The organism is Paenibacillus sp. J22R67 (genome assembly GCF_059692175.1).
Genome location: NZ_JCAUAX010000008.1, coordinates 24,991 through 49,591 on the forward strand (window position 1 = coordinate 24,991; position 24,601 = coordinate 49,591).

Consider the following 24,601-nt stretch of genomic DNA (forward strand, 5'->3'; position numbering starts at 1 on the left):
AAGAACAAGGTTGGATAATTAGAACATCCAGTATCCAACCTTATTCGGGTGTTGGTTGTAGACTACTTACCTAGCGCTTTTTTGGCTTCATTCCATTTCTTATTGTACTTATCGAATACTTTAGCAACATCCGTTACGGCAACCTCTTGAGCAATATCGTTCAAATCAATTTGCGCTTTATTTTGAATAGCCATAGCATCGCTGTTGTCAGCAGCAATTTCCACGAAGTTCAGATCCTTCGTTGCCAAGAAATCGGATAGCTGTGTAACGGAGGATTTCTTATCTTTCAGCGATGGAATGAAGCCAGCAAAGTCATCATAGCCCGATTCTTCGACTAACCATTTCACGAAAGCTTTCGCTGTTTTAAGGTTTTTGCTATTCTTGCTTACCGCGTAGAAATAGTCTGGTGTCATTAACGTTGTCAGCTTGCCGCTGTTGTCGAAAGGCATTGGGAAGAAGCCCACGTTTGCGGAATCTGTGCCGTTTTCAATCACTTGCGGGATGACCCAGTTAGGCAGCAGGTACATCGCCATTTTACCGGAAGCGACATCTTTCTTGGACTGCTCCCAGTTCGTGGAGTTGATATCTTTCTCGGCGTAACCTTTACTGATTAGCGTCTTGAGAATCCCCAGCGATTTCGCGAAAGCGCCGTTCGGATCGAACGCGTTTTCCTGCTTAATCCGGTCATTCCAGAAGTTCGGATTGCCTGACATCGCTACAGCCACGTGCTGCCATGTGTAGAGCGGCCATTTGTCTTTATAGTTCGTAGCCAGGGGAACGATGCCCTTCGCTTTCAATTTCTCGGAGGCGGCATAAAATTCGTCCAGCGTTTTTGGAGGCGCAGTGATACCCGCATCGGCGAAAGCTTTTTTGTTATAAACAATACCTGTTGTCGAACCGCCAGTCACGAGTCCATATGTACCGCCGTTAGCTGTCTTATAATCCTTGAACCGGATTTTGTCATTGAGCCCGAGATCATCCAGTGGAGCAAAATAATCAGGAAGCTGTGTATTTGGAATGTTCGGAATGAGCACAACGTCGGGTACTTCAGCCGTCGCCAATCGCAGTTTGATAGCGGCTTCATAATCCTTCAGGGCTTCAAATTCAACATCCGCATTCGGGAATTTTTTCTTGAAAGCTTCCCGGTATTCTTTCAGCTTCGTGTCTATCAGATCCGTCCGGTTAGTGGCGAATACGATCTTTCCTTTTATCTCATCATTTGGATTTGCTGCTTTTGGTGCTTCTGTAGCCACAGCTGCTGTTGAAGCCTTAGCTTCAGGTGTCGCACTCGCTGTTGTGGTTGTTGTTGTACTTTGACCACTGCAAGCAGCGAGAAGTGCTGTTAACAGGCATAAAGCGGTTGAGGTTGTTATCGTCTTTTTCATCGTTTTTCCCCCATTTAGCTAGTTTATGTAGCGCTTACATCCTTATTATAGGACTTTCGATTTCACAACAAAATGGTACGAATTTGTTTTTCCTTGTACTGTATTTCCTGTTTTGTTGTCTCTAGACAACAAAATGCAAACAGATTTGGGGGCCGAAGCCCCCTCATCGCGTCATTTCATTATGCTTATTAGATGTTGGAAAACAACCGCTGCTTCGGCGCGTGTAGCTACAGCTTGAGGGCGATAAGCGCCGTCAGGATAACCGCTCAACAGCCCCGCTCCCACCGCCTGCGAAATCGCATCCTTGGCCCACGAGGAGAAGGCTGCCTCGTCGGTGAACGTCAACTCAGCGGATGATTTCACAGCCGTTTTAATTTCAGCCAAGGCAAGAGCTCTTTGCAGCATAACGGCCATCTGCTCTCTGGTTATCGTGCTATTCGGCTTAAAGCTTTGGTCTTCGAATCCCTCAATCAAGCCAATTTCTCTGGCAGCATGGACTGGGCCTGCGAACCAATCGCTAGCCCCTACATCAGTAAAGACAGGTGATGATTTACTAATCGGTACAATCCCTAATGCTTTCGTCAGTATCGTTATAAACTCAGCTCGCGTGACTGAGCGATCAGGTGCATAGGTGTTCTCCGTCATGCCGGTTAGCAGGAACTTCGACGCCAGCTCCTGAATGGCCGACTGCGCCCAGTGGTTGGCTGGAACATCGCTGAACGTTTGATCATGCTTAACGATCGCATATACACTGTTGCCATTTCTGCGAATGACCGCCTCTGCTGCATTGTCCTGCTGTATAAAGGTCGCTGGAACATACGTAAATGTTCCTGCTTGCTCGTCGTAAGTAACCGCCGAAGCATGGCTTACATCCTCCGAAGCGTTCGTGAACAAACTTCTCTTCACGAAAAGCGAGCCGAAGTTTTGAAGTTCTACTCGTTTATCGCTGCCGCTTATGGCAAGACGGAACTCAACAGGCTGACCAATTAGTGCTGCACCTTGTTTCTGCGCTGCTTCGCGCACTTTGGCAGCATCGTCAGCTGCTAATGGTGTTATGGCTACATGAAGCATAATCGGTTGTTGAAGTTCGTGAGTCATATCCCGAACTGTCGGATTCTCCATAATCGAAGGCGGGAGCGAATACGTCCCTGACTTCGTTTGAAGCTTTAGAATCCCTGATCCCGACCATGCAGAGCTCGGAATGAGCACTTCGTCGAGGGACGACTCATCATATGTCAGGATGATTGGCGTGCCTGGTGGCTTTTTGGCTAAAAGTTCAACAGCCTGCTTGAGAGCATCTTCCTTAATGACAGCTTGCTTTATGGATTGCCCATTGCTGTCAGTCACAGTACGCACGGTTAGCGAGCTAGCTGTCAACTCTAGCTCGTTGGTTTTCTCAACAACAGCAAGCACTGGTGAACTGCCGCCGCCGACACTGCCACTGCCACCTCTGTCTGAGACATCAATCGGTGGGGACGTTATTCCATCTTGATAAATCTCGATAGTATCAAAATATAAAGTTCCTGCTCCTATTGCACCATCCCCCTGATTGACATAAAGGGAGAATTCCGTGATATCGCTTAGGTCTAGCTTCCCGTCTCCGCTGGTACTCCATGGAGCTAACTGGAACTTGCTAAACGGCAGCTTTATCACACCGGCAGCGTCATCGCTAAGCGTGATATAAGACTCCCATGCTTCCCCGTTAGTCTCCAGGAACTGAATCGTCAGCTTCCGATTAGAAGCATCTTTTTTCATCCACAAGCGAATACCGTCATATGTTGTCCAGTTCATATGATCGAGTTTCTTGTTAACCCCAGCGAAATTTTTGGATGCTGTTGGCAGCTCATACGTATATTTTCCACCAAAAGCACCCGCTTCCTTCTGGGATGCATCCGGCGTAAAAGTTACAGGACCTCCCCAGACATTGGTCGTATAGATGCCGCCTGCAACCAAATCTCCCCCGCCGCCGTAGTAATCGAAATTGTCGATCACTGGCACTTGATCAATCTCCAATGTATCCAAGTAGATCATATTCGCGCCTGCTTGCCCTGAGCCTTTGTTCACATAGATCGAGTACTCGGCAATGCTAGCCAAATTCAATTGGCCATCGCCCGTAGACCACTGTTTATTTAAGGCAAATCCGCCAAATGGAATTTGGACTACACGCGCCTCAGTTCCTGTAATGGCCGTTTGCGCTTCCCAGATGTCGCCGTCACTTTCCTTTAATTGCAAGGTAAGTCCATGTCCAGCCGTGTTAGACTTCAGCCAGAAGGAAATCGCATTGCCGTTTTGCGTCCAGTTCGCTTGGCCAAGCGTACGTGTGACACCTGCATAACCAATGCCGTCCGTCAGCGTATAGCTTAGCTTCATGGCATGTTTCCCCTGTTGCTTTGTATCGCTTTCTAATGCAGCTTGAATCGTATCGCCCCACTGACTTGGCACATAATCCGCTTGCACCGCAGCGGACTGGTTATAGAGGTCGAAGCTATCTATGCTTTTGACGTGAGCTGCCTCAATGGAATCCACGTATAAAGTGCCCGCTCCATTGCCTCCTGCTCCTTTGTCGACATAAATTGAAAACTCTTCCACAGAGGTCAGATCTAACAGTCCATTCTGTTTGCTGGACCAGGAAGGCTGGTGGAAGGCACCAAAGGGAAGGCTCAGCAGCCCTTCGACGATATCGGAGGTAAGTAGTTTGGCCTCCCAATACTCACCGCTGGATTCCTTGATTTGCAAAGTCAACCCACGGTTTGTTTCGCCGGGTTTCACCCACAGCTGCAAGCCGTTATAACCTGACCAATCTGCTCCGCTCATCGCTTTGCTAACGCCTGCATAGCCGATATCTGTCATCTCATAGTCAAGCTTCAGACCGTACTTACCCGCTTGCTTATGGTCAGTGTCTAGCGTTAACGTGATTGCATCGCCGCTTGTGTTCCGCTTATATGCTGCTTGCAGCTTGCTATTGTCGTCTCCGTAGCCTTCAAATAAATCAACTACCGGTGATTTATACAATCTAAAATCATCAAAATAAAGCGTTCTTTCACCTTGGCCATCCATATTCAAGGAGAACGTAATAATCGAGGATAGATCAATCTGATTGTTTCCTGCTGCCGGGTTGGATGTTTTCCACCAATCAGCAACATAGAATTTACTGAAAGGCAATTGGATAAGCTGAGCCTCTTCCCCTGACACTTGCAGATCCGTTTTCCACACTTCACCATTCGTTTCCATGCCTTCATTAAATTGGATGGAAATACCTGTTGTGCCGCCGGTTGGTTTCACCCAGAAGGAAATCCCGCTATTGCCAGACCAATCGGTGTTCGTAATGCCCTTCTCCATCCCGGCCCAACCTGCGCTGAGGGAAGAGTTCAATTTCATGCCATAATTACCTTCGGATTTGTTAACGCCATCGATTGAAATTGACAGTGGCGAGCCCCACTGATTTTTCGTGTACGTTTGATTCAATGTCGTATTCGAGCCGTTATAATCCTCAAAATTCTCAATAACCGCACTTTTTTCATGATTAGGCGGCTCTAGCTTCTCATCGCCGACGCCGATTTGAATACGTCCCACTTGTGGATTCCAGGTCTGGTCGGCATGCGTCGAAGGAACTAGCGGGAACACAGTCTTCAAGTACTTCGTGTCGGCTGGCAGTGTATACGCTGTGTACACCGTGCGGTTCCAGTAGCCCTCGCCAGGCACTTCCTCTTTAGCGAGCCCTTGCAGAGGTGTGTACTGGATGCCATCGGTTGAGGTTGAGAACGTGAAATCCTCTAGTCGGTAGTCGCTTGGATTTTGCCTTGCATAACTCGTCATGACAAAATAGTTCATATTCCCAGTCGTTCGATACACGAACGACTCGGCTTCATTCGCTGTGCGTGTCAACCTCTTAAGGTCATTGCCGAAGTATTGCGGATTGTCCGAGGTGAACGATAAGTTCGGCGTATGCTCAACCATTTTGAGCGCATTGTTCATCTCATCGGTCAATATCCCCGTCACGAAGTCCGCGCCTGAGCTGGCCTTTTTATAGATAAGCTCTTCCCCGCTTGTATGATTGTAAACAAGCTCCACACCACCCAATTGGGAGAATGAATCTCCTGCCGGAAAAACGATTTTATAATAAACCGCATCCGTCGGGAAACTGTTTGTACGGTAAATTACCTGCGTCCAACTCCCGCCTGATTCCGCTTTGGTCACTGGAAGCTCCGTGTAGTTGGTTCCGTCCGCAGAGGTCCAAATCGTGAACTCACTCGTTGGATGCTCAGGGCTTCTGAAGGCCGTGACCTGCAAGGATAAAGCTTTCACTTCACGTGATTGGCTCGCTGTCGCAGGCAGAGCATACGTAACGAATTGATCCACGGCATTCGGCTGCAGCTTTAGCCGGTAATGATCACCCGCAAACAGCTCCGGTGAATCCGTTGTAAAGGCGAGATCCGTTGCATACTGGTACATTTTGCTGTAATCAATCAGCTCATCGCTGATTGCATGCTTGGCAATGACAGGACCCATGACCTGTGAGTAGGGAGATTCACCTGTGGCATTTACAGCCTTCACTCGATAGTAGTAAGTGGCCCCAGTCACAGATTTCATATCGTCGAACAAATCGCTCGTTGCCGCATCATACACCTCTGCACCGATAACCTGCCACGGTCCAGCAGCGTAAACCGATCGTTCCACGGTATAGGCTGCCGCCCCCGTTGATCCTTTCCATCCGATACGGGACACCGTATCGACAGGCAGCATAACCGGCGCAGCTGGCGCATCTATTGCCGGCTCATTGTCGATGCCGCGAATTTCATACGCCCTATCACGCAGCAACGCCAGAGTCGCTGCTTCTTCGAAGCTGTCACCTGCCGGGAAGCCCGGCCATTTGTAAGCTTCATAGAAAACGCCGTCATAGGTTCCTTCCGTATGACGGAAGAAGCCGCCATCCTCGCTGTGATAGCGCAGGCTCCAAATTAATGCCCCACTGGTACCGCTTTCAATAACATTGTTAAGGAACGGTGTTAACTTTGTTTTTGGTATAAAGCCAAACTCGCCGACATAAAAGGCTTTCTTGCCTGCGGCTTTCAACTTATCCAAGCTAACTTGATTGGCGTAGTTATCATAGTGATTCGGGTAGTAATGATTGCTCACGATATCAATTGGACTGCCAGCCGCAAGCGAGGACTCATCAATGCCATATTTACCGTCAACAATTAGATGATTAGCATCCTTGCTCTTAATAAAAGTGGCGATATCCGACGTCCAAGTCGGGGATGATGGCGTCAACTCATTGCCTGTTTCCCAAGCGAGAATCGCCTTGTCATTCTTGTAGGGGATACCTGTAATCGTGTTTACACGATTAAGTGCATAAGAGATGGTCGCTTTGAAATCCGCGATAATTTGCGGATCTGTCCAGAAATCATCCTTGTTTTTGCCTCGAAAGGCGGCATATTCGCCAATCCCGCCCCACCATTCGTATTGATCCACGAAAGGAATAATTAAGCGAATGCCATATTCGTTGGCAAGTGCAAGCGCACGGTCAAGCGCTTTAAATGCATCCTCGTTAAACTGCCCCGGTCCTTCGACATGACGAATCATGCCCGGATAATCCGCTTGCTTTTTAACCGATAACACATAGGTTCTTGTTGCCGTTGCGCCCATCTGCTTAAGCGCTTGGAACGCATCCCGCTGCTCCCACTCGGTCGGCGCATGCCAGTAGCCATCTTCCACCATTGTCAGTGTAGGTGCATTAGCCCCAATAAACCTGTACTCGCTCGTACCGTCCATCAGCCTATCCCCTGTACGGGTAATAAAATGATCCAATGTCGAAATTGGATCCGCTTTCAATTCTGATGCTCCTAACCATCCTCCAAAGATCGTAGACACTAACAATAATGTTACCAGCAGTTTTGCACACATGCTCTTCACTAGCACAAGTTCGCCTCCCCTGTATCCTGCAAATTGGATCATCTACAATTATAGGAGGGTCACTCTGCGGATAAAATGTACTGGCTTGGCTTTTTATTGGACTGCATTGCCAAATACAGTTTTTTAGCTTCCGTTCGGCAAATGAGACAGCTTCGTCTGCTCCCGGTACATCCGTGGCGTCATGCCGACGACCTTTTTGAATAAACGGTTGAAATACGCCGCATCCGGGTAACCGACAGCCTGGCCGACTTCATACGTTTTGAGCTCCAATTGACGAAGCAGCAGCTCCTTGGCTTTGGTTACGCGCAGCTGCATAATATAGTCCGTAATTGTCATCCCCGTTTCCTTGCGAAATAGAAAGCTAACATAACTGGCAGTCAAATATACTTGATTTGCGAGCTCGGAAAGCTCAATTTCACGATGATAAGCCTGCTCAATAATCCTCTTGACTGTACTGACGACTTTTCGCTCATAAGCTTCCGTTTCTGGCTCTCTCTGATGCTGCTCTTCCTGCATGCAGTCTCTCACCTGCTGTAGCATTTGCGCTAGCTCCTTTTTGTTAACAGGCTTGACTAAATAATCACTAACGCCTTTGCGCAGCGCATTTCGGACATACTCAAATTGGTTGAACCCGCTTAGAATGACAATATGCGTTCGGGGGTATTGCTTACGAACGTGTTCAGCAAGCTCAAAGCCATCCATTTTTGGCATGGATATATCCGTAATAACAACGTCTACAGCCTGTGTGTTCAAAAATCGCAAAGCCTCCAGCCCGTTTCCAAACGAGCCCAGCACGTGATAATCAGGCTCCATCCGTTCAATCATGCTGACGATGCCTAATTGAATCGGTTTTTCGTCTTCGACGACAATGATGCGGACCATATTCATCCCACCCTTGGGGCATTCCAGATTATTCCTACTGGTGTCTTTCATTTTATCACATAGGCAAAAGCCATCATACGGACATTTCCGCATGACGGCTTCGGATTTTCCAAAAAAATTTCCTGCTACAGCCTAGTAAGCTTGAATTTCATCCAAATAAATCGTACTGGAACCTGCGCCGCCTGAGCCTTGATTCACGTAAATATTAAACTCCGCGATTGCACCTAAATCTCTCGTACCGTTCCCGCCCGTATACCAAGAAGGATGCGCGAATGTGGTAAAAGGCAATGTAATTGTTCCGCTTGTCGTGCTTGAGAGCGTGTAAGCCTTCTCCCACAGCTCACCGCTCGATTCCTTAAACTGAATCGTCAACGTGCGGTTCGAGCCATCAGGCTTCAGCCAGAATTGGATGCCGGTTTTGCTGGTCCAATTTTGACTAATCGTGTGAATGACGCCAGTATAATCCGGGGTACCCATCGTATACGCAAGCTTCAATCCATACGTGCCTTGTGACTTATTGGCTGAATCCAATGAAGCTGTTATTGCATTGCCGCTGCTGTTAGGGACATAAGCTGCTTGTAGATTGCCATTAGAACCGCCATATCCCTCGAAATTGTCAATGTTCACAGGAGTTGGCGGTGGAGGCGTTGTTCCGTTTCCGAGCTTGATGGAGTCCACATAAATCGTGCTGCTGCCGTCTGCGCCTGCTCCTTTATTCAAATAAAGATTGCTCTCCGAAATGGAACCCAAATCGACGACCCCATTCCCCCCACTAAACCAACCCGGATGTTGGAAGCTGGTAAAAGGTATCGAAAGTGTTGTTGCCGTCGTCCCCGCTAACGTGTAATACGTTTCCCACAGCTCCCCGTTTGATTCTTTGAACTGAATCGTGAGTGTGCGGTTCGAGCCATCAGGTTTAACCCATAGATTTAAGCTGGTATTACCGGTCCAATTTGCATTACCGAGCGTATGGACGGCCCCAGCATAATCCGTTGCAGCTGAAACGGCATAGGCGATTTTCATGCCGTAACTGCCCGCTTCCTTGTTCGCCGTATCGCGAGTCACTGTAAACGTGTTCCCGCTGGAGTTTCTCACGTAAGCCGATTGCAGCGCCGTATCTGAGGCATAGCTTTCGAAATCATCCACCGTCGTCGTCGGAGCCGATTGCGCAACCGTTGTGAACGACAGCCCTGCATTGGAGGCATTCGTGGACCCTGTGCCGTTTAGCGCTGTCACTTTCCAATAATAGGTTCTGTTGTTCGTAAGCAGACTGGTAGGTGTGTAGTTGGTGCTTGTGAGTCCGCTAACGTTGATAACAGGATTCGTATAAGTCGTATTATCCGAGGCGACGAGCGTGTAGGAAGAAGCATTCGAAGACGCTCCCCATGTGAATTGCGGCGTTACGCTGACATTCGTAGATCCGCTAGTTGGCAGCGATTGCGTGAAGCTTCCGGGTGCAGGCAGCTGCGTGCCGGTAATCGCGTACACATTCGAATAAGAGCCGGCAATACCGGATAAGTTATGTCCCTTTACTCTGTACCAAGTTGCTGCGCCTGCTGTAGAGCCAGCATCCGTCCATGGCGTTTGATTGTCAGTTGCGCATTGGTTGCAAGCAACCGTCCAAGGTCCGCTGCTGCCTGCCGTAGAACGCTCTACGGTGTACTTGTCAGATGGCACCGAACCGCGCCAGTTCAGCACATACTTACCACCGGACGTCGACGAACCCGTAATGAGAGGTGCTCCCGGAATCCCATGAGCCGGCGGCGTGGTGATGCCTCTCATTTTATAAGCGTGAGTTCTCATCTGCTGTGCTTGTGTGCGCATAAAGGTGGTATCGCCAGGGTAATGAACCGTGAAGCCGTCAGGATGCTGCACATAACCATAGTTGTCGTTGTGGCCAAATAGTGCCCAGTACATATCACCTGCGATGACCGAATCATTTTCGATCGCCGTATGGAAATTTGCCAAAGTTCCGAACTGCTCATTCGTCCAATCGTATTCCCCGACAAACATCACTTTCCCGGCCGTTCTGACTTTATTCGCTTGCTGCTGCAGAATGGGTACCGACAACCCTTTATTCCCCCACGTGTAAAAATGGTCCGAGTACATGTCGATACTGGCAATCGCCAAATGCGCATCTGCAACGCCATAATTACCATCGGCCACCAAATGATTCGGGTCTTGCTGCTTCAGGTAGTTGGCTATGTCCTGTGTCCAATTCTTGAGCTGTGTCGGATTATCAAACCATCCAAGTTCATTGCCCGTCTCCCAAGCCAAAATTGTCGGATCGTTCTTATACGCTACCCCGGTGTAGGTATTAACCCGATTCAGGAGGACGCTCAAATGCTGCTTAAATGCGCTAATAATATTGGCGTCGCTAAAAAATTCATACCCTGTGTAGATGACGCCATCATCTGGATACCCATACCATTTGGTCCACGTTTTCTTACCGCCATGATAGTAGTTATACATATCAACAATCGGCAGAATTAAGCGGATCCCTTGATCGCCTGCTGCTTTAATGGCGTAGTCAACCTTTTGCCAAGCGGCTTCGTTATAGGTACCGAGCGTTGGCATAAGACATTTGGCACAACCAAAAGAGTTGATGGCATGGGAACGAACAACCGTTGCGCCCATTTCTTTGGCTGTTGCGAGCGCGTCATCCACGCGGAATGACGTCGGGAAATCAATCGTGCCATTCGTCGGCACGTTCTCATCCAGCCCCAGCCAGTAAATATTCGCGGAGCTGAACCGGAAGGGCTGGCCCCCCAGTTGAAGCTGGTTCCCCGAGCGTGTGACGAAACCGGTAACCGCTGCTTCTGCCGCTGGCGGCGTATAGACCAACCCCCAAAGCATCATGACCGATAACACCCAGATCATCATGAACGACATTTTCCTTCTAGCTGTCCGTGACGCGAAACCTGCGTACATCAATATCACCCCAGTCACTCTATTTTGCAGACTTGTAAGCGTCTACAAATTAAGTATACTTGGTCTGACTCGAGATTAAATTGGACTGAATATCAATAAATTGACCTTAATTGCGAACTTAAACCGGGGGAGGCGAACCGGATTGGGTTCTGTGGGAAACAGTTGTCGGGACGGTCATGTATACAGTGAGTATGGGCAGGCTTGTTTAGCGATTTGAAAATAACAGGAGTAATCGGCGTTACTTACAAATAATCCATCCTCTCAGCATCCCAGTTCCAAGGGGACAATCCATTTAGACTCCTCTTGAAAATTTCTCCACTCACCTTACCTCTCTATTGCACCCCACCTTTTATCAGTACTTAAACACGCTAGAATTAGCTTACTACCAGCTCTCATTGGACGAAATCCAATGAGAACGCTGTGCATACGTGTTCACTCTTCTTTTCGTTGGATGAAATCCAACAAGAGCAGCTACAATGGTGCTGAACCCTCACAAAATTCATCTCTTTGTTGGATTTAGTCCAACGAGAATGGCATTTAAGCGTCAAAAATCGCATGTTCGTTGGAATTCATCCAATGAGCAATGAGCTTGACTCTCTCCAGGCGCCACCCATCGACCCCACCTGAAACAAAAACCAGGGGTGGAAAACACTCCCAAAACCCTGAATTAGTTAAATAATGTTAAATAAAGGGATAACTTCACTTACCCAAAAACATATAAATGCTTATATGCTCAAAAAGGCCGCTCTATAAGCGACCTTTCCATGTCTTTTCTGACTATCTCCCGTCAATGCTTCAGCTTTCTTCTCGTTTCCAATTCCTTCTTCAGTGCATGCTCAACCGATTCAGCGAGTAGATCGAATTTCTCTGCAACTGAATAACCCAGAACTACTCCGCAGTGCGTACATTTCTGCAATTGAAGATCTGTCATTTTGGAACAATGTCTACACTTGATCACTGTAAGCTGAACCTCCTATTGTGAAAACAATGTCTCTATTCAGCATCCGCTGCGCAGCGGAATCCAATGTTCCCTGTTGAGCTGTCCGGTGTGTTCTTGCTTCGCGCAGCTACCCGGTACCGATTGCAATACGATTTGTGGCACAAGTATGACCCTCCGCGCATCACACGGGCTTGGCCGGATGGAGGGCCTGACGGGTTCACTCGTTTGGCTTTGATGTGGTAGTCCGGGCTGAACCAATCCGAACACCACTCCCAAACGTTGCCCGCAACGTTATACAATCCGTAACCATTAGGTTCGAAAGCTCGAACCGGCGCAGTACCCGCATAGCCATCGCTCGCGTTATTCTTGATCGGGAATTTCCCCTGCCAAATGTTGCATCTATGCTGGCCGCCCGGCTTCAGCTCATCCCCCCAAGGGTAGCGCTTTTGCACCAAGCCGCCTCGAGCTGCGTACTCCCATTCGGCTTCTGTAGGAAGACGTTTGCCAGACCATTTGCAGTAAGCAAGCGCATCCTGATACGACACGTGGATCACCGGATGATCCCACCTGTCTTCCACACTCGAGTCCGGTCCTTCCGGATGCTGCCAATCAGCTCCCTCGACAACCCACCACCACGGTGTTTGCTGCACTGCGGATTTCACCTTTTGGGCTGTGGCTTCAGACACAAACAGATGAAACACAAATGACCATCCGAACGATTCCGCTTCGGTTCGATACCCCGTTTGATCAATAAATTGCTTAAATTCCGCATTGGTCACTGTACATGGATCTATGTAAAAAGGCTTGATTGTCACTTCGCGTACCGGTCCTTCACCATCTGCTGGGAATCCTTCTTGATCGTCCGTCCCCATCAGGAACGTGCCCCCATCCAAATAGATCATGCTCGACTTGTCCAAAGTTTGACTATCGATAGGACCGATCTCTTGAGTCTGAGCCTGAACAGGTGTCGGAGCGTCGGAGTGAACTTGTGTAGCTGAATCTCGACTTGCTGAACAACAGGACTTATTAGCTTCCAAAAAAATCTCCTCCCCATTTTATAAAGAATGCCAAAACAACTTTATAAAACAAGAATATCACCTTCCAAGCCAACAAGAAAGGACCATTCGACAATCATCGACTGGTCCCTGCTTGTTTACTTGTTTATCACTCCGGTAGACTTGCGTACAACTAGCACCGGTTTAAGCACTTGCTCCGGCTTTGCCTCCGCCTTGTTCGCGAGCTGCGCGATCACAAGATCAACGGCCAGCTTGCCCATCGCTTCAATGGGCTGGGCGATCGTGGTCAAAGGCGGGTCTGTGACCGAGGCCAGAATCGTATCGTCGAAGCCGACGATCGACACATCCTCCGGCACGCGTAGACCCAAAGCTTTGGCGGCTTGCAGCGCACCAATAGCGAGCAGGTCGTTACAGCAAAAGAGCGCCGAAGGGCGCCCCTCCTGCTGGAGCAGCTCCATCGTTTGGCGTTTGCCGTCGCGAAGCAGATCATAGCCGCCTGACTTCACTGAGTCTTCCGGCAGCTCCAGCCCAGCGCCCGCTAACGCCTCGCGGAACCCGCGAATGCGCTCACGGGAGGAACTGACCTTCAGATGCTCGGCCAACACAGCAATCCGGGTATGTCCGAGCTCCAGCAAATGCTGCGCCGCTAGTTTGCCCCCTTCGAAGTCACCAACATGCACAGTTTGCACATAAGGACTTGCCATCTCCCGAGCGATGGAAACAATCGGAATCGACTTATCTACCAAGGGAGACAAAAGCTCCAAATTATCCATTCCGGTACCGATGATCATGCCGTCTACACTCTTTTGCTGCAGCAGCGTCAAGTACCGCTCAATTCGCTCATCTTCGTTATGCGTAGAGCAGATGACGATGCTATAACCGAGCTTATGTCCTTGATCTTCAACCGCATGCGCGATTTCAGCAAAAAAAGGATTAGAAATATCGGGGACGAGCAGCCCGAGGGTGTATGTTTTTTTGCCTGTCAAAGCTGAAGCAATTACGCTCGGTCGATAATTTAACCGCTGCATAACGAGAAAAATTTCGTTGCGGCGTTCTTCGCTGATTTTGCCTTTTCCGTTAATTACCTGCGAAACGGCCGCTATCGATACACCGGCTTCACGGGCTACATCATATATGGTTGCCTTCATTTGCTTCTCCCATCGTTGTTTCATCCACATTAGTCTCTATTATGCTCAGAAGGCATCCAAGTTGCAACCCGGTCATACAGCCGCTATTCGCGAGGTTTCGTCATGAGCCAAGCGTGATCGGGATCGTTATGGAACTTCCACGTCCTCGTAGGCCCTGCCATCACATTCAAGTAATACACTTCGTATCCAGGCGGCGCACACACGGGATGATAACCTTTTGGCACCAACACCGTTTGACCGTCACGGACGACTAACGTCTCATCCAGGGAGCGATCGTCTGTATACACACGTTGAATTGCGAAGCCCTGCTCTGGCTGAACATGGAAGTAGTAGGTTTCCTCCAGTAATGACTCATCAGGAAGCGAATCCCGATCATGCTTATGAGGCGGGTAGCTGGACCAATGCCCATCTGGGGTAAAGACCTCCACAACGAGTAAGCTGTCAGCTGACTCCTGTTCTGGGAGGATATTATGAATCCGGCGCTCGATATTGCCATATCCGCGAGCCTCGATGCTAACCTGAGCTGGCTCAATCAGTCGGGCCGGGTATCGGCCAAAACCTGGAGCGGCGCATACCGCCAACTCCACGTCCGTAAGGGCCTTAACTTCGTATATATCATCATTCGGCACATACACGGAATAAGGTGCAATCTTCTCAAATACGCTCATCCGTTCACCGATTCCTTGCCATGATTGGAGCTTGGTAGAGACGTCCGCCTTCCCGCTTAAAAGGACCAGGCAGATTTCATTGCTTCCTGTTTCACGACGCAGAACTTGGCCTTCTGCAAGCTTGACGACTTGAAACCCGACATACTCCCACCCTGCAGACTCGGGAGTGACGGTAAGGACGACACCCTCTTTATCTGCCTCATGGGCTTTAACGATCAGATTTGAATCCGACATACGATCCCTGCCTCCCTACCACCTAATTGAGCTTTATTGTGCTACAGACTGCTGCGACAACAGCTCGCTGATTTCACTGATTTTCACTGGACGCTGCAGCTCTCTAGAGAACTTCGCAGCCAATGCGATCCGTTCTGCTTGCAGCCCGTCAAAGCCTTCAACAGGCAGCGCATGACCATTCACTAGACTGTCAATGAACATTTGAGTCTCAAGGATATACGCTGCATTATAGCGTTCCAAGAAGAAATGCAGCGGTTTATCCCGCATAATGCCTTCGGCTGTGGAGATTTCCGCCGTATTTGGATGATCGTTGGTTACGGCGACACTGCCTTTGGAGCCGAATACTTCTACGCGCTGATCGTAACCGTAGACGGCCTGGCGGCTATTATCGATGACGCCGAGCGCACCGTTTGCGAAGCGAAGCGTCACAATAGCCGTATCTACATCGCCATGCTCAGCGAAAACCGGATTGATCAGCACATTCCCCTGTGCATACACCTCTTCCACTTCGCTGCCGGTTACGAATCTAGCCATATCAAAGTCGTGGATCATCATATCCATGAAAATACCGCCAGAAACTTTAATGTAATCCGGATGGGGAGGATTCGGGTCGCGCGATGTGATTTTTACAATATGAGGGTCTCCGATGGTCCCATTTTGCACATGGTCGCGCACACGTTTAAAGTTATGATCGAATCGGCGATTAAATCCGATTTGCAGTTGGACTCCTGCTTGACGTACCGTTTCCAGCGCCTCTTCGGTTTGCGTAATGTCCATGGAAACTGGTTTCTCACAGAAAATGTGTTTGCCCGCTTTCGCCGCTTGCTTAATCAAGGGTACGTGCGTATCCGTCGACGAGCAAATAAACACAGCGTCAATGTCGGGATTAGCGATTAGCACTTGGCTGTCTTGTACGACTTGATCGATGCCTCTTTCCGCTGCCCAAGCTGTAAGCTCCTCGCCAGCAAATAAATCACTCACCGCAACGACTTCAACCTGCGGTAATTTCAACAAATTATCCGTATGAATTTTTCCGATTCGTCCCGCACCGATGATGCCAACTCTGATCTTCTTCATTGTACATTTCCTCCCGCTTTACCATCACTGCCGAACAAACGAATTTTCGCCTTCACTGAAGCCTTGATCGCTTCCCTCGCCGGGATCAAATAATTACGCGGATCGTAAGCTTCCGGATGCTCTTGTAAATAGCTGCGGATCGCTGCTGTACAGGCTGATTGGTTATCTGTATTGACATTAATTTTGCAAGTCCCCAAAGCGATCGCTTGCCGGATTTCACTCTCCGGCAGACCGCTGCCGCCGTGCAGAACAAGCGGCAGACCTGTCAGTCGCTGAATTTCGCCCATCCGGTCGAAGCCTAGTTTAGGCTGACCCCGGTAAGGTCCGTGCACGGAACCTAAAGCAGGAGCCAAGCAGTCTATCCCGGTTTCATACACCAATTTGACGCAATCCTCTGGCACTGCGTACATCCCCTCGGCTTCGTCCACCACCAAGTCATCCTCGCGTCCAGTGATTCTTCCAAGCTCTGCTTCGACGGTTGCCCCAAGGACATGAGCCATTTGAGTGACCCGCTGAGTCACCTCAATGTTCGCATCCAATCCGTGGTGCGAGGCGTCGATCATCACAGAGGTAAAGCCTGCATGAATCGCCCGTACACACACCTCATAAGTTGTGCCGTGATCTAAGTGAAGCGCAACCGGCACGGTAATTCCGTAATGTTCAATGAGCGCATTAACCATTCCTACAATGCATGGAAGCCCGCCCATATAAGGAATATAAGGCTCGCTGACACCGAGAATGACAGGTGCCTTCTCTTCCTGTGCCGCTTGCAGAATGGCTTGGGTAAATTCCAAGTTGTTCAAATTAAACTGCCCTACGGCGTACTTCTCTTCAAGTGCCCTTTGCAGCATATCTTTCATCGAAACAAGCGCCATGCCTTCCACTCCTTCTCTATCTCCATCACGTTTTCTACTTACATTACCAGCGAGCTGTTACCATTTTCTTCCGTGTATAAAATTCAACGCCATCCGTGCCGTTCGCATGCAGATCGCCATAGAAAGACTTCTTCCATCCTGAGAATGGGAAGAATGCCATTGGCGCTGGTACGCCAAGGTTGACACCCAGCATCCCGGCATCAATCGTATCTCGGAATTGTCTTACAGCGCTTCCGCTATCCGTGAAGATGCAGGCGCCATTCGCAAAATCCGAACGATTAGCCAAATCGATAGCATCCTCTAGGGAATCTACCCGCACGATAGAGAGCACAGGGGCAAAAATTTCGTCTTTCCAAATTTTCATGTCACATTGCACGTTGTCAAAAATCGTTGGCCCAACGAAGTAGCCTTCACCGCTCACAGCCGTATCTTTGCGTCCATCGCGCAGCAGTAAAGCTCCTTCTTGCTCCCCAGTTTGAATGTATTGCAGCGTGCGCTCTTTATGCGGTCCGCGAATGACAGGTCCAAGGAAAACTCCATCTTCATTCCCATTGCCGATTGTAATTTTGTCCGCAGCTTCCACTAACTTCTCTACGAGCTTATCGCCTACATCTCCCACGGCTACAACAACTGAGCAAGCCATGCAGCGTTCTCCCGCGGAACCGAAGGAAGCATTAATAATTTCTTTGACTGTTAGGTCAAGGTTAGCGTCTGGCAGGACGATGGAATGGTTTTTGGCGCCAGCAAGCGCCTGTACTCGTTTCCCGTGTGCGGAGGCTGTTTTATACACATATTCTGCGACTGGCTGTGACCCTACGAAAGAAACCGCCTTAATGTCCTTATGCTCCAAAATGCCGTTAACCACGTCGTGCGCGCCGTGAACGATGTTCAGCACACCTTCCGGCAAGCCGGCTTCCATGAACAACTCGGCCAAACGATTAGCCAGCAGCGGCGTCCGCTCGGACGGTTTCAAAATGAACGTATTCCCGCAAGCAATCGCCAGTGGAAACATCCAGCAAGGCACCATCATCGGGAAGTTGAAAGGCGTAATACCGCCAACAACGCCAACCGGGTAGCGATACATGCCAGACTCCAGCCCCGTTGCGATATCCGGAAGCTGCTTGCCCATCATCAAATTCGGCGCACCCGCAGCGAACTCGACGCACTCGATACCGCGCAAGACTTCACCGTAAGCTTCCGTGTAACTTTTTCCATTTTCTTTGGTTACAAGGCGAGCCAGCTCTTCCCAATGATCGACTAACAGCTGCTGATATTTGAACAGAACGCGGGCTCTGCGCGGAACAGGTGTATTGCTCCATGTTTTAAAAGCAGCGTTGGCCGCTTGAACGGCTTGATCTACATCCTCTTTGGTTGAAAATGGCACATAAGCAATTATTTCTTCGGTTGCTGGATTCATCACAGCTTCGTTATGCGATGCAGTTGATTCTACCCATGCTCCGCCAATCAAGTTTTTCAATACTTGTGTCATTGTCGTTTCCCCCTTCAATGTTGCCTGGTTTCTGAATTTCGCCTATGAGGCAGTAATTTCATTGCGATTGCAGCGCTCAATATAGTCTTCTACTTGGTCGACGCTAGGCATCGCATCCGAGCAGCTATGGCTGGAAATGACGATACATGCGGCAGCGCTCCCGAATTCCATGCTCTTCTCAAGCGTCCAGCCTTGCATGACGCCATATAGGAAACCTGCAGCATAGGAGTCTCCTGCCCCGAATGTTTTGACGACTTTGGCCGGAAAACTCTTCGCCCGGTGACCCTCATCATCCTGCGTATAGGCGATGGAGCCATCTTTTCCATGCTTGATGATGACGATTTTGGCAGAATGGTTAAACCATTTGGAAGCTGTCACTTTGTCATTGGAAGACTCATTATTTTCGAAACACTCCATCATATCAAACTCTTCACGCGTTCCGAGGATAATGTCGCATTTTTCAGCAGCCAGATTATAATAAACCGCCGTCTCCTCCGGGGATGTCCATGTATAAGGGCGATAATCCAGATCAAAGACGATGACTGCGCCGTGCTTTTTCGCATAATTAAGCGCTTGGAATACCGCTTCCCGCGATGGGCTTTTGGCTAGAGCCGTCCCGGAAATAAGAAGCACCTTAGCCTGTGCGATCAGCTCTTCTTGAACCTCGTTAGATGTCAGCTTAAGATCAGCTGCATTGTCACGGTACATCAGGATGCTGCAATCGGTAGGACTTTTAATCTCTGTAAAAGCAAGCCCTGTCACGGCTCCGGTTGTATCTGTCACAACACCAGTGGTGTCGATCTTGTTGCGCTGTAGATAGTCTGTAATAAAACGGCCCATTTGATCGTTAGCGACTTTCCCGATGAAAGCCGTATTCAGACCCAAACGCGACATCCCAATCGTGATGTTCGCAGGCGATCCACCTACATATTTGGTGAAAGTCATCGTTTCTTCCATGGGGCGATGAATTTCGTTCGCATTCAAGTCGATGCATAAGCGTCCAATGGCTACAAAATCAAGCGGTTTATTCGTAGGAAAAGATACATAAGTCATGGCTTCTCTACCTGCTTTCTTGGGATATGAGCGTTTGGATAAAATCAAGCGATTTCTTCGCATACTCGTAAGCTGGATGTTCAGCAGGATCTTGCTCGCCTTCGAGCATTGCCCACCCGCTGTATTTGCGTTCCAGCAGCTCATGGAAAATCGGAGCGAAATCCAGACATCCGTCGCCCGGTACCGTGAACACACCTTGTCGGATGCAAGTAACGAAATCCGCGTTCGCAGCGCGCGCTTGGTCGAGGATCTCTTGCCGAATATCCTTTAAATGAATATATGCAATACGGTCGTAATGCTTACGCAAAACCGCAAGCGGATCTGCGCCGCCATAATAGGCATGACCTGTATCAAACAATAGATACACAAGATTAGGATCGGTCAGTTCCATTAAACGATCGATTTCTTCCGGTTGCTCTACAGCCGTTCCGCCGTGATGATGATACGTTAGTTTGAGACCGTATTCCTTCGCGATAGCTCCGGCTGCATTCAAGCCATCCGCCAGCGAACGCCAGGCTGCTTCATCGAAACGCAGTACTTCCTTCTCGTTAGGCGTACGCCGCGGATCAAAGTGCAGTGAACCTCCCACTTCGCAGGTAGAGATGACCGTACTTCCCATTTCATGAAGAAACTCCACATGCTTGCGATAAGCTTCAAGCTCTGCCTCCCGATAAGCCGGGTCGGAAAAAAGCACCGATTTCCATTGTGAAACCAGCTCAATGCCACGTTTCGCAAGCTCTGCCTTCAATACGGCAGGATCGGTCGGGTATTTGCGTCCCATCTCTGTACCGGTCAAGCCTAACGCCCGAATATCGTCAACAATTTGCTCAAAAGTGGTATCAGCGCCGTGTTCCTTCACATCCTCGCCAACCCAGTTAATTGGATGTATGCCAAGTTTAAAAGGCTGTTTTCCCATGCCTCGTATCCCCTCTCGCTAAATAATGGTGACCGCCTGAATGCGGGCCTTCATATTTTCGTGCGCTTGCACAACCTTGCTTGAGACGGAAACCTCGGGTACGCCGACATTCCACCAGGATTCATAGCCATCGGTATTCGTGCCTGGAACGACGGCAATTTCAATGAGTGTAGTCACACTCTCCTGCTTGGCTTGCCGCAGCGCTGTCTGAAGCTCTTCAGCCGTATTTGCCCTATAAGCCTTAGCACCCAAACTGCGAGCATGCGTGGCAAAATCAATGGGCATGTAGGCTCCCGTCAAACCGCCTGTTGCTTCAGTACGGTAACGGAATTCATTCCCGAAGCCATCACTGCCTTGGCTCCTTTGGAGGTTATGAATGCATTGAAAGCCGTGGTTGTCAAACAGCAAAACGGTAATTTTGCGTCCTTCTTGTAGGCTGGTGACCATCTCGGAATGCATCATCAAGTAACTGCCGTCGCCTACCATGGCGTATACGTCACGATCCGGTTCTGCCAGTGCAGCGCCGAATGCTCCGGCAATTTCGTACCCCATACAGGAGAAGCCGTACTCCATGTGATAGGTTTTGGGCTCGACAGGCCGCCATAATCGGTGCAGATCACCTGGCAGGCTGCCAGCAGCGCAAACGATGACGGAGGAGGGGTCAATCTCTGCGTTGATTACACCTAATGCACGAGTTTGCGCTAGTCCAGCCTCATGCTGGGCTGCGTACAAACGGTCCACTTCAGCGGTCCATTGCTTTCTAAGCCCGTCAATTTCCCCGCTTACATAAGCGGTGCTATAAGCCGACTTCGTAAGCGCTTCCCGTAAGGCGCTAAGACCTTCTTTCGCATCTGCGGTAATCCCCACGCCATTTAATTTCGCAGAATCAAATCCGCTGACGTTAATGTTTACGAATTGCACATCAGGATGAGCAAAAGCCGACTTCGACGCTGTCGTAAAATCGGAGTACCGCGTACCGACGCCGATAATGACGTCCGCCTCTTGCGCAAGCCGGTTGGCTGCCAGCGACCCTGTCACACCGATTGCGCCGACCTGCAGCGGGTGGTTCCAAGGCAAAGCGCTTTTGCCGGCTTGTGTTTCGGCCACGGGAATGCCAAAGGCTTCGGCGAACGCAGCAAGCTCCTGCGATGCGGAAGCGTACAGCACGCCGCCGCCGGCGATAATGAGCGGCTTCCGCTTGCCTTTCAGCAGCTCTGCTGCACGTTTGACCGCGCCTTCTGCGGCTGGTCGACGGTCGATATAATGGACTTTCTTATCGAAGAAAGCTAAAGGATAATCGTAGGCCTCTGCCTGTACATCCTGCGGCAGAGCTAAGGTTACTGCTCCGGTCTCGGCCGGATCCGTTAATACACGAATAGCCTGAACGGCAGCTGTCATCAGCTGTTCCGGTCTGACGATTCGGTCCCAGTACTTGCTTACCGTTTTGAAAGCGTCCGTGGCCGATATCGTATAATCCTGAATTGATTCTAATTGCTGCAGCACAGGATCTGGTTGTCTGGAGGCAAAATTGTCTCCCGGCAGCAGCAGCACCGGAATGCGGTTAACCGTCGCTGTCGCAGCAGCTGTGACCATATTTAATGCACCTGGGCCAATCGAGCTCGTGCAGGCATAAATTTGCTGCCGGTTCCGCTGTTTGGCGAAAGCGATTGCAGAATGCACCATACCTTGTTCATTTTTACCTTGCCTATAAGTAAGACTGCCTGCGCTTCGTTCCAACGCTTCGCCAATGCCCGTCACGTTGCCATGTCCAAAAATCCCGAAAACACCTTCAACAAACTTCTGCTCACTACCATCAACTGATATGTATTGATTGTCCAAAAATCGAAGCAAAGCTTGCGCCATCGTTAAGCGGATTGTGCTCATAGGTATCTCGATCTCCTTTGCTATCCCGAGGGATTAAGCGCTTAATCTCTCTTGTTTTAAGCACTTAATCCCTGATGAGGTTAAGCGCTTAATTTGATATTACTACAGGATTTCAAATGCTTCAACAATTATTTTCCAGCCTCATTTTTGGATTAAAAAAAAGTCTATTCCTTGTAATGCTGAAATAGGTTTTTACATATATGTATTCGAGTTTAATAGGTTTTCATTCGTTCATTTTGAGGGGATAAGCCTTATCTTGTGTGCAAGGGGAAACGATGATGAAACTAATCTACGATAGGCGGTTCAGGAACATCCTACTTTTTTCATTTCTTGCGGTCTGCTGCGGATGGTTGGGTCGGCTTGTCGATTTACAAGTGGGCAGGGATGCCAATGGCAGCCTGGGGCAGCTCATCTGGATTGTCACTCCGCTTCTGGCGATGATGTTATTTCGTACGGTTGGCGGAGACGGTTGGCAGGACTTTGGTATTCGATTTCATTTTAGAAAAAATGTTCACCTATACTTGGTCAGTGCCCTATTCTCACCCTGCTGCACGCTCTTGATTCTGCTAATTGGTCATGATGGGCTGATTGATACAACCCCTTTAACTCCCCTATTTCTCTCTGCCTTTGGGATTGCGATCCTGCCCAGCTTCATCAAAAATATATGTGAAGAGTTTGCATGGAGAGGTTATTTAGCGCCAAAAGTGTATGCGCTTGGCTGGAATAAGCTGCTCTCTCATAGTTACATCGGCCTCATTTGGGCCGTGTGGCATTTCCCTTACCTATTTCTTTTTATCGATACGACAGAACACATGGTTACTTTTTTACCGCGTTTGGTGCTTGGCGTTGTCCTCTTGTCCATCATATACGGCGAAATACGGCTGTTGACGAATAGCGTCTGGCCAGCCGTACTTATGCATACCGTGGGTAATGCTTTCATTGATACCTTAATCTTAAAAAAATTTATCGAGATTCGATCTGGCTATTCTTTCCTGATGATGCCTAGTCCTGACGGAATTTTCAGCATGGTGATCACTGGATTCATTGGATTATGGTTGTACCGAATCAGGGTGAAATCAATGAGTAGCTAACAAAAGCCAGCTTGCTGCTATCTGGCGACCATGAGTTTACGTTAATCGTGCCTTGACCGCCAAACAGTTTAACCAGTGTTCTAGCTTCGCCACCACCGCTTGGCATCAATCGTATTTCCACAACCTTGTTCGGGGGATGGTCACCGGGTTCAACATCGCCTTTTTTGTAAGCAATATACGCTACAAGCTCACCATCTGGGGACACATGCGGAAACCAGTTGTTACTCTCCTCAAAAGTCATCTGCGTTTGCTCGCTGCCATCTACGTTCATGCGCCATACCTGCATCAGCCCCGTTCGCACGGAATTAAACCAGATATGCTTGCCATCCGGCGAATATTCAGGTCCGTCATTCAGACCAGGACTATCCGTTAGCTGTCTCTCTACACCTCCGGCTGCCGGGATTGTATAAATATCATATTGTCCGTTCCGTTCAGCGCAATAGGCTAGCTCACTGCCATCTGGTGACCAGCCATGCAGATAACTCGGCGCCATTGGGGTAACGAGAACAGGATGCCCCTCTTCGAGCGGGACGATATAAATGCGGGACTGGCCGTCTTCCTGTGTGTGATGACTTACCGCAATTTGTGTTTGATCGGGCGATAGTACGTGATCATTATTACAGTGATTGACGTACCCCGAATCGATAAGCGTGCTTTCACTTTCCAAAATATCAAAGGAATAGAGACTGCCCAAACTATTATAAATGAGTCGGTTACCGTCACTCGTCCAATTCGGAGCCTCGATTAGGTAATCGTAATAGGCCAGCTGTGTTCGCTCACCTGTTTGGATATCGATGACTTCCAGAATGCTCCTCACGTTGCGGCCTTTGTTCGTCAGTGGTTCTTTTAACGTATTCATTTATTTACCTCCGTGTCCATTGGATGCAACTTCATCTGTTAAATACTTCGATGCTGGCATGCTTAAACCTGCAGGCTTGACAGACATTCTAAAGGTCGCGCTTTCACCTGTAACGATGTAAAACATCGTAACAGCGCCCAACCACCTCAGCGACAGCAGCTCCTGCGATGTAAAACATCGTTGCAGTACTCGCTCCGCGCTCGAGACGGCTCTTTTTCACCTGTAACGATGTAAAACATC

17 protein-coding genes are annotated in these 24,601 nt (G+C 49.2%); 1 reads left to right on the plus strand and 16 read right to left on the minus strand.

The features are described from left to right. Positions 1-62 precede the first annotated feature (62 nt). The 14 genes from AC58VC_RS26080 to iolD form a co-directional block, all read right to left on the minus strand. The gene (locus AC58VC_RS26080; RefSeq protein ID WP_497372838.1) at positions 63-1,385 is read right to left on the minus strand and encodes an ABC transporter substrate-binding protein; all 1,323 of its coding nucleotides are present in this window, start codon (positions 1,383-1,385) and stop codon (positions 63-65) included. A gap of 171 nt (positions 1,386-1,556) precedes the next feature. Further along, a complete protein-coding gene (locus AC58VC_RS26085) occupies positions 1,557-7,304 on the minus strand; it encodes a carbohydrate binding domain-containing protein (protein WP_497372840.1) in 5,748 nt (1,915 codons plus the stop codon). A 117-nt stretch (positions 7,305-7,421) separates the two neighbouring features. Continuing rightward, positions 7,422-8,180: a response regulator transcription factor gene (locus AC58VC_RS26090; RefSeq protein ID WP_497372842.1), complete on the minus strand. Its 759-nt coding sequence runs from the start codon at positions 8,178-8,180 to the stop codon at positions 7,422-7,424. A gap of 132 nt (positions 8,181-8,312) precedes the next feature. Next, the gene (locus AC58VC_RS26095; RefSeq protein ID WP_497372844.1) at positions 8,313-11,111 is read right to left on the minus strand and encodes a carbohydrate binding domain-containing protein; all 2,799 of its coding nucleotides are present in this window, start codon (positions 11,109-11,111) and stop codon (positions 8,313-8,315) included. A gap of 787 nt (positions 11,112-11,898) precedes the next feature. Further along, the gene (locus tag AC58VC_RS26100; RefSeq protein ID WP_497372846.1) at positions 11,899-12,069 is read right to left on the minus strand and encodes a hypothetical protein; all 171 of its coding nucleotides are present in this window, start codon (positions 12,067-12,069) and stop codon (positions 11,899-11,901) included. A gap of 35 nt (positions 12,070-12,104) precedes the next feature. After that, the gene (locus AC58VC_RS26105; RefSeq protein ID WP_497372848.1) at positions 12,105-13,088 is read right to left on the minus strand and encodes a formylglycine-generating enzyme family protein; all 984 of its coding nucleotides are present in this window, start codon (positions 13,086-13,088) and stop codon (positions 12,105-12,107) included. 116 nt (positions 13,089-13,204) lie between these two features. Next, on the minus strand, positions 13,205-14,215 hold the full coding sequence (locus AC58VC_RS26110; protein ID WP_497373283.1) for a LacI family DNA-binding transcriptional regulator: 1,011 nt from the start codon (positions 14,213-14,215) through the stop codon (positions 13,205-13,207). 83 nt (positions 14,216-14,298) lie between these two features. Continuing rightward, entirely contained in the window at positions 14,299-15,117 is an 819-nt protein-coding gene (iolB, locus tag AC58VC_RS26115; protein WP_497372850.1) for a 5-deoxy-glucuronate isomerase, read from the minus strand. 33 nt (positions 15,118-15,150) lie between these two features. After that, the gene (gene iolG, locus AC58VC_RS26120; protein ID WP_497372852.1) at positions 15,151-16,194 is read right to left on the minus strand and encodes an inositol 2-dehydrogenase; all 1,044 of its coding nucleotides are present in this window, start codon (positions 16,192-16,194) and stop codon (positions 15,151-15,153) included. Next, positions 16,191-17,069, minus strand: a complete 879-nt coding sequence (gene fba, locus AC58VC_RS26125) for a class II fructose-1,6-bisphosphate aldolase (RefSeq protein ID WP_497372854.1) — start codon at positions 17,067-17,069, stop codon at positions 16,191-16,193. The genes iolG and fba overlap by 4 nt, the downstream gene beginning before the upstream one ends. 43 nt (positions 17,070-17,112) lie before the next feature. Then, positions 17,113-18,558, minus strand: coding sequence for a CoA-acylating methylmalonate-semialdehyde dehydrogenase (locus AC58VC_RS26130; RefSeq protein ID WP_497372856.1), 1,446 nt, complete (start codon positions 18,556-18,558; stop codon positions 17,113-17,115). Between the two features lie 42 nt (positions 18,559-18,600). After that, on the minus strand, positions 18,601-19,611 hold the full coding sequence (gene iolC, locus AC58VC_RS26135) for a 5-dehydro-2-deoxygluconokinase (RefSeq protein ID WP_497373285.1): 1,011 nt from the start codon (positions 19,609-19,611) through the stop codon (positions 18,601-18,603). A 7-nt stretch (positions 19,612-19,618) separates the two neighbouring features. Continuing rightward, the gene (gene iolE, locus AC58VC_RS26140; RefSeq protein WP_497372858.1) at positions 19,619-20,527 is read right to left on the minus strand and encodes a myo-inosose-2 dehydratase; all 909 of its coding nucleotides are present in this window, start codon (positions 20,525-20,527) and stop codon (positions 19,619-19,621) included. 18 nt (positions 20,528-20,545) lie between these two features. After that, positions 20,546-22,411, minus strand: coding sequence for a 3D-(3,5/4)-trihydroxycyclohexane-1,2-dione acylhydrolase (decyclizing) (gene iolD, locus AC58VC_RS26145; protein WP_497372860.1), 1,866 nt, complete (start codon positions 22,409-22,411; stop codon positions 20,546-20,548). Positions 22,412-22,689: 278 nt separating this feature from the next. Here iolD and AC58VC_RS26150 point away from each other — a divergent pair, with 278 nt between their 5' ends. After that, positions 22,690-23,502 carry a CPBP family glutamic-type intramembrane protease gene (locus AC58VC_RS26150; protein WP_497372862.1) on the plus strand — a complete coding sequence of 271 codons (813 nt, stop codon included), beginning with the start codon at positions 22,690-22,692 and terminating at the stop codon, positions 23,500-23,502. Here AC58VC_RS26150 and AC58VC_RS26155 read toward each other — a convergent pair. Together AC58VC_RS26155 and AC58VC_RS26160 are read right to left on the minus strand one after the other, a co-directional pair. Beyond that, positions 23,477-24,361: a TolB family protein gene (locus AC58VC_RS26155; protein WP_497372864.1), complete on the minus strand. Its 885-nt coding sequence runs from the start codon at positions 24,359-24,361 to the stop codon at positions 23,477-23,479. The two genes, AC58VC_RS26150 and AC58VC_RS26155, sit on opposite strands and share 26 nt — an antisense overlap. Continuing rightward, a complete protein-coding gene (locus AC58VC_RS26160; RefSeq protein WP_497372866.1) occupies positions 24,362-24,487 on the minus strand; it encodes a hypothetical protein in 126 nt (41 codons plus the stop codon). Positions 24,488-24,601 lie beyond the last annotated feature (114 nt).

What these genes read in the sequence shown, in the direction of transcription:
- AC58VC_RS26090 (WP_497372842.1), bottom strand. Translation starts at nt 8,180, where the DNA reads ATGGTCCGCATCATTGTCGTCGAAGACGAAAAACCGATTCAATTAGGC.
- AC58VC_RS26080 (WP_497372838.1), bottom strand. Translation starts at nt 1,385, where the DNA reads ATGAAAAAGACGATAACAACCTCAACCGCTTTATGCCTGTTAACAGCA.
- AC58VC_RS26160 (WP_497372866.1), bottom strand. Translation starts at nt 24,487, where the DNA reads ATGTTTTACATCGTTACAGGTGAAAGCGCGACCTTTAGAATGTCTGTC.
- iolD (WP_497372860.1), bottom strand. Translation starts at nt 22,411, where the DNA reads ATGAGCACAATCCGCTTAACGATGGCGCAAGCTTTGCTTCGATTTTTG.
- iolE (WP_497372858.1), bottom strand. Translation starts at nt 20,527, where the DNA reads ATGGGAAAACAGCCTTTTAAACTTGGCATACATCCAATTAACTGGGTT.
- iolB (WP_497372850.1), bottom strand. Translation starts at nt 15,117, where the DNA reads ATGTCGGATTCAAATCTGATCGTTAAAGCCCATGAGGCAGATAAAGAG.
- AC58VC_RS26095 (WP_497372844.1), bottom strand. Translation starts at nt 11,111, where the DNA reads ATGTACGCAGGTTTCGCGTCACGGACAGCTAGAAGGAAAATGTCGTTC.
- AC58VC_RS26110 (WP_497373283.1), bottom strand. Translation starts at nt 14,215, where the DNA reads ATGAAGGCAACCATATATGATGTAGCCCGTGAAGCCGGTGTATCGATA.
- AC58VC_RS26150 (WP_497372862.1), top strand. Translation starts at nt 22,690, where the DNA reads ATGAAACTAATCTACGATAGGCGGTTCAGGAACATCCTACTTTTTTCA.
- iolG (WP_497372852.1), bottom strand. Translation starts at nt 16,194, where the DNA reads ATGAAGAAGATCAGAGTTGGCATCATCGGTGCGGGACGAATCGGAAAA.
- AC58VC_RS26130 (WP_497372856.1), bottom strand. Translation starts at nt 18,558, where the DNA reads ATGACACAAGTATTGAAAAACTTGATTGGCGGAGCATGGGTAGAATCA.
- fba (WP_497372854.1), bottom strand. Translation starts at nt 17,069, where the DNA reads ATGGCGCTTGTTTCGATGAAAGATATGCTGCAAAGGGCACTTGAAGAG.
- AC58VC_RS26155 (WP_497372864.1), bottom strand. Translation starts at nt 24,361, where the DNA reads ATGAATACGTTAAAAGAACCACTGACGAACAAAGGCCGCAACGTGAGG.
- iolC (WP_497373285.1), bottom strand. Translation starts at nt 19,611, where the DNA reads ATGACTTATGTATCTTTTCCTACGAATAAACCGCTTGATTTTGTAGCC.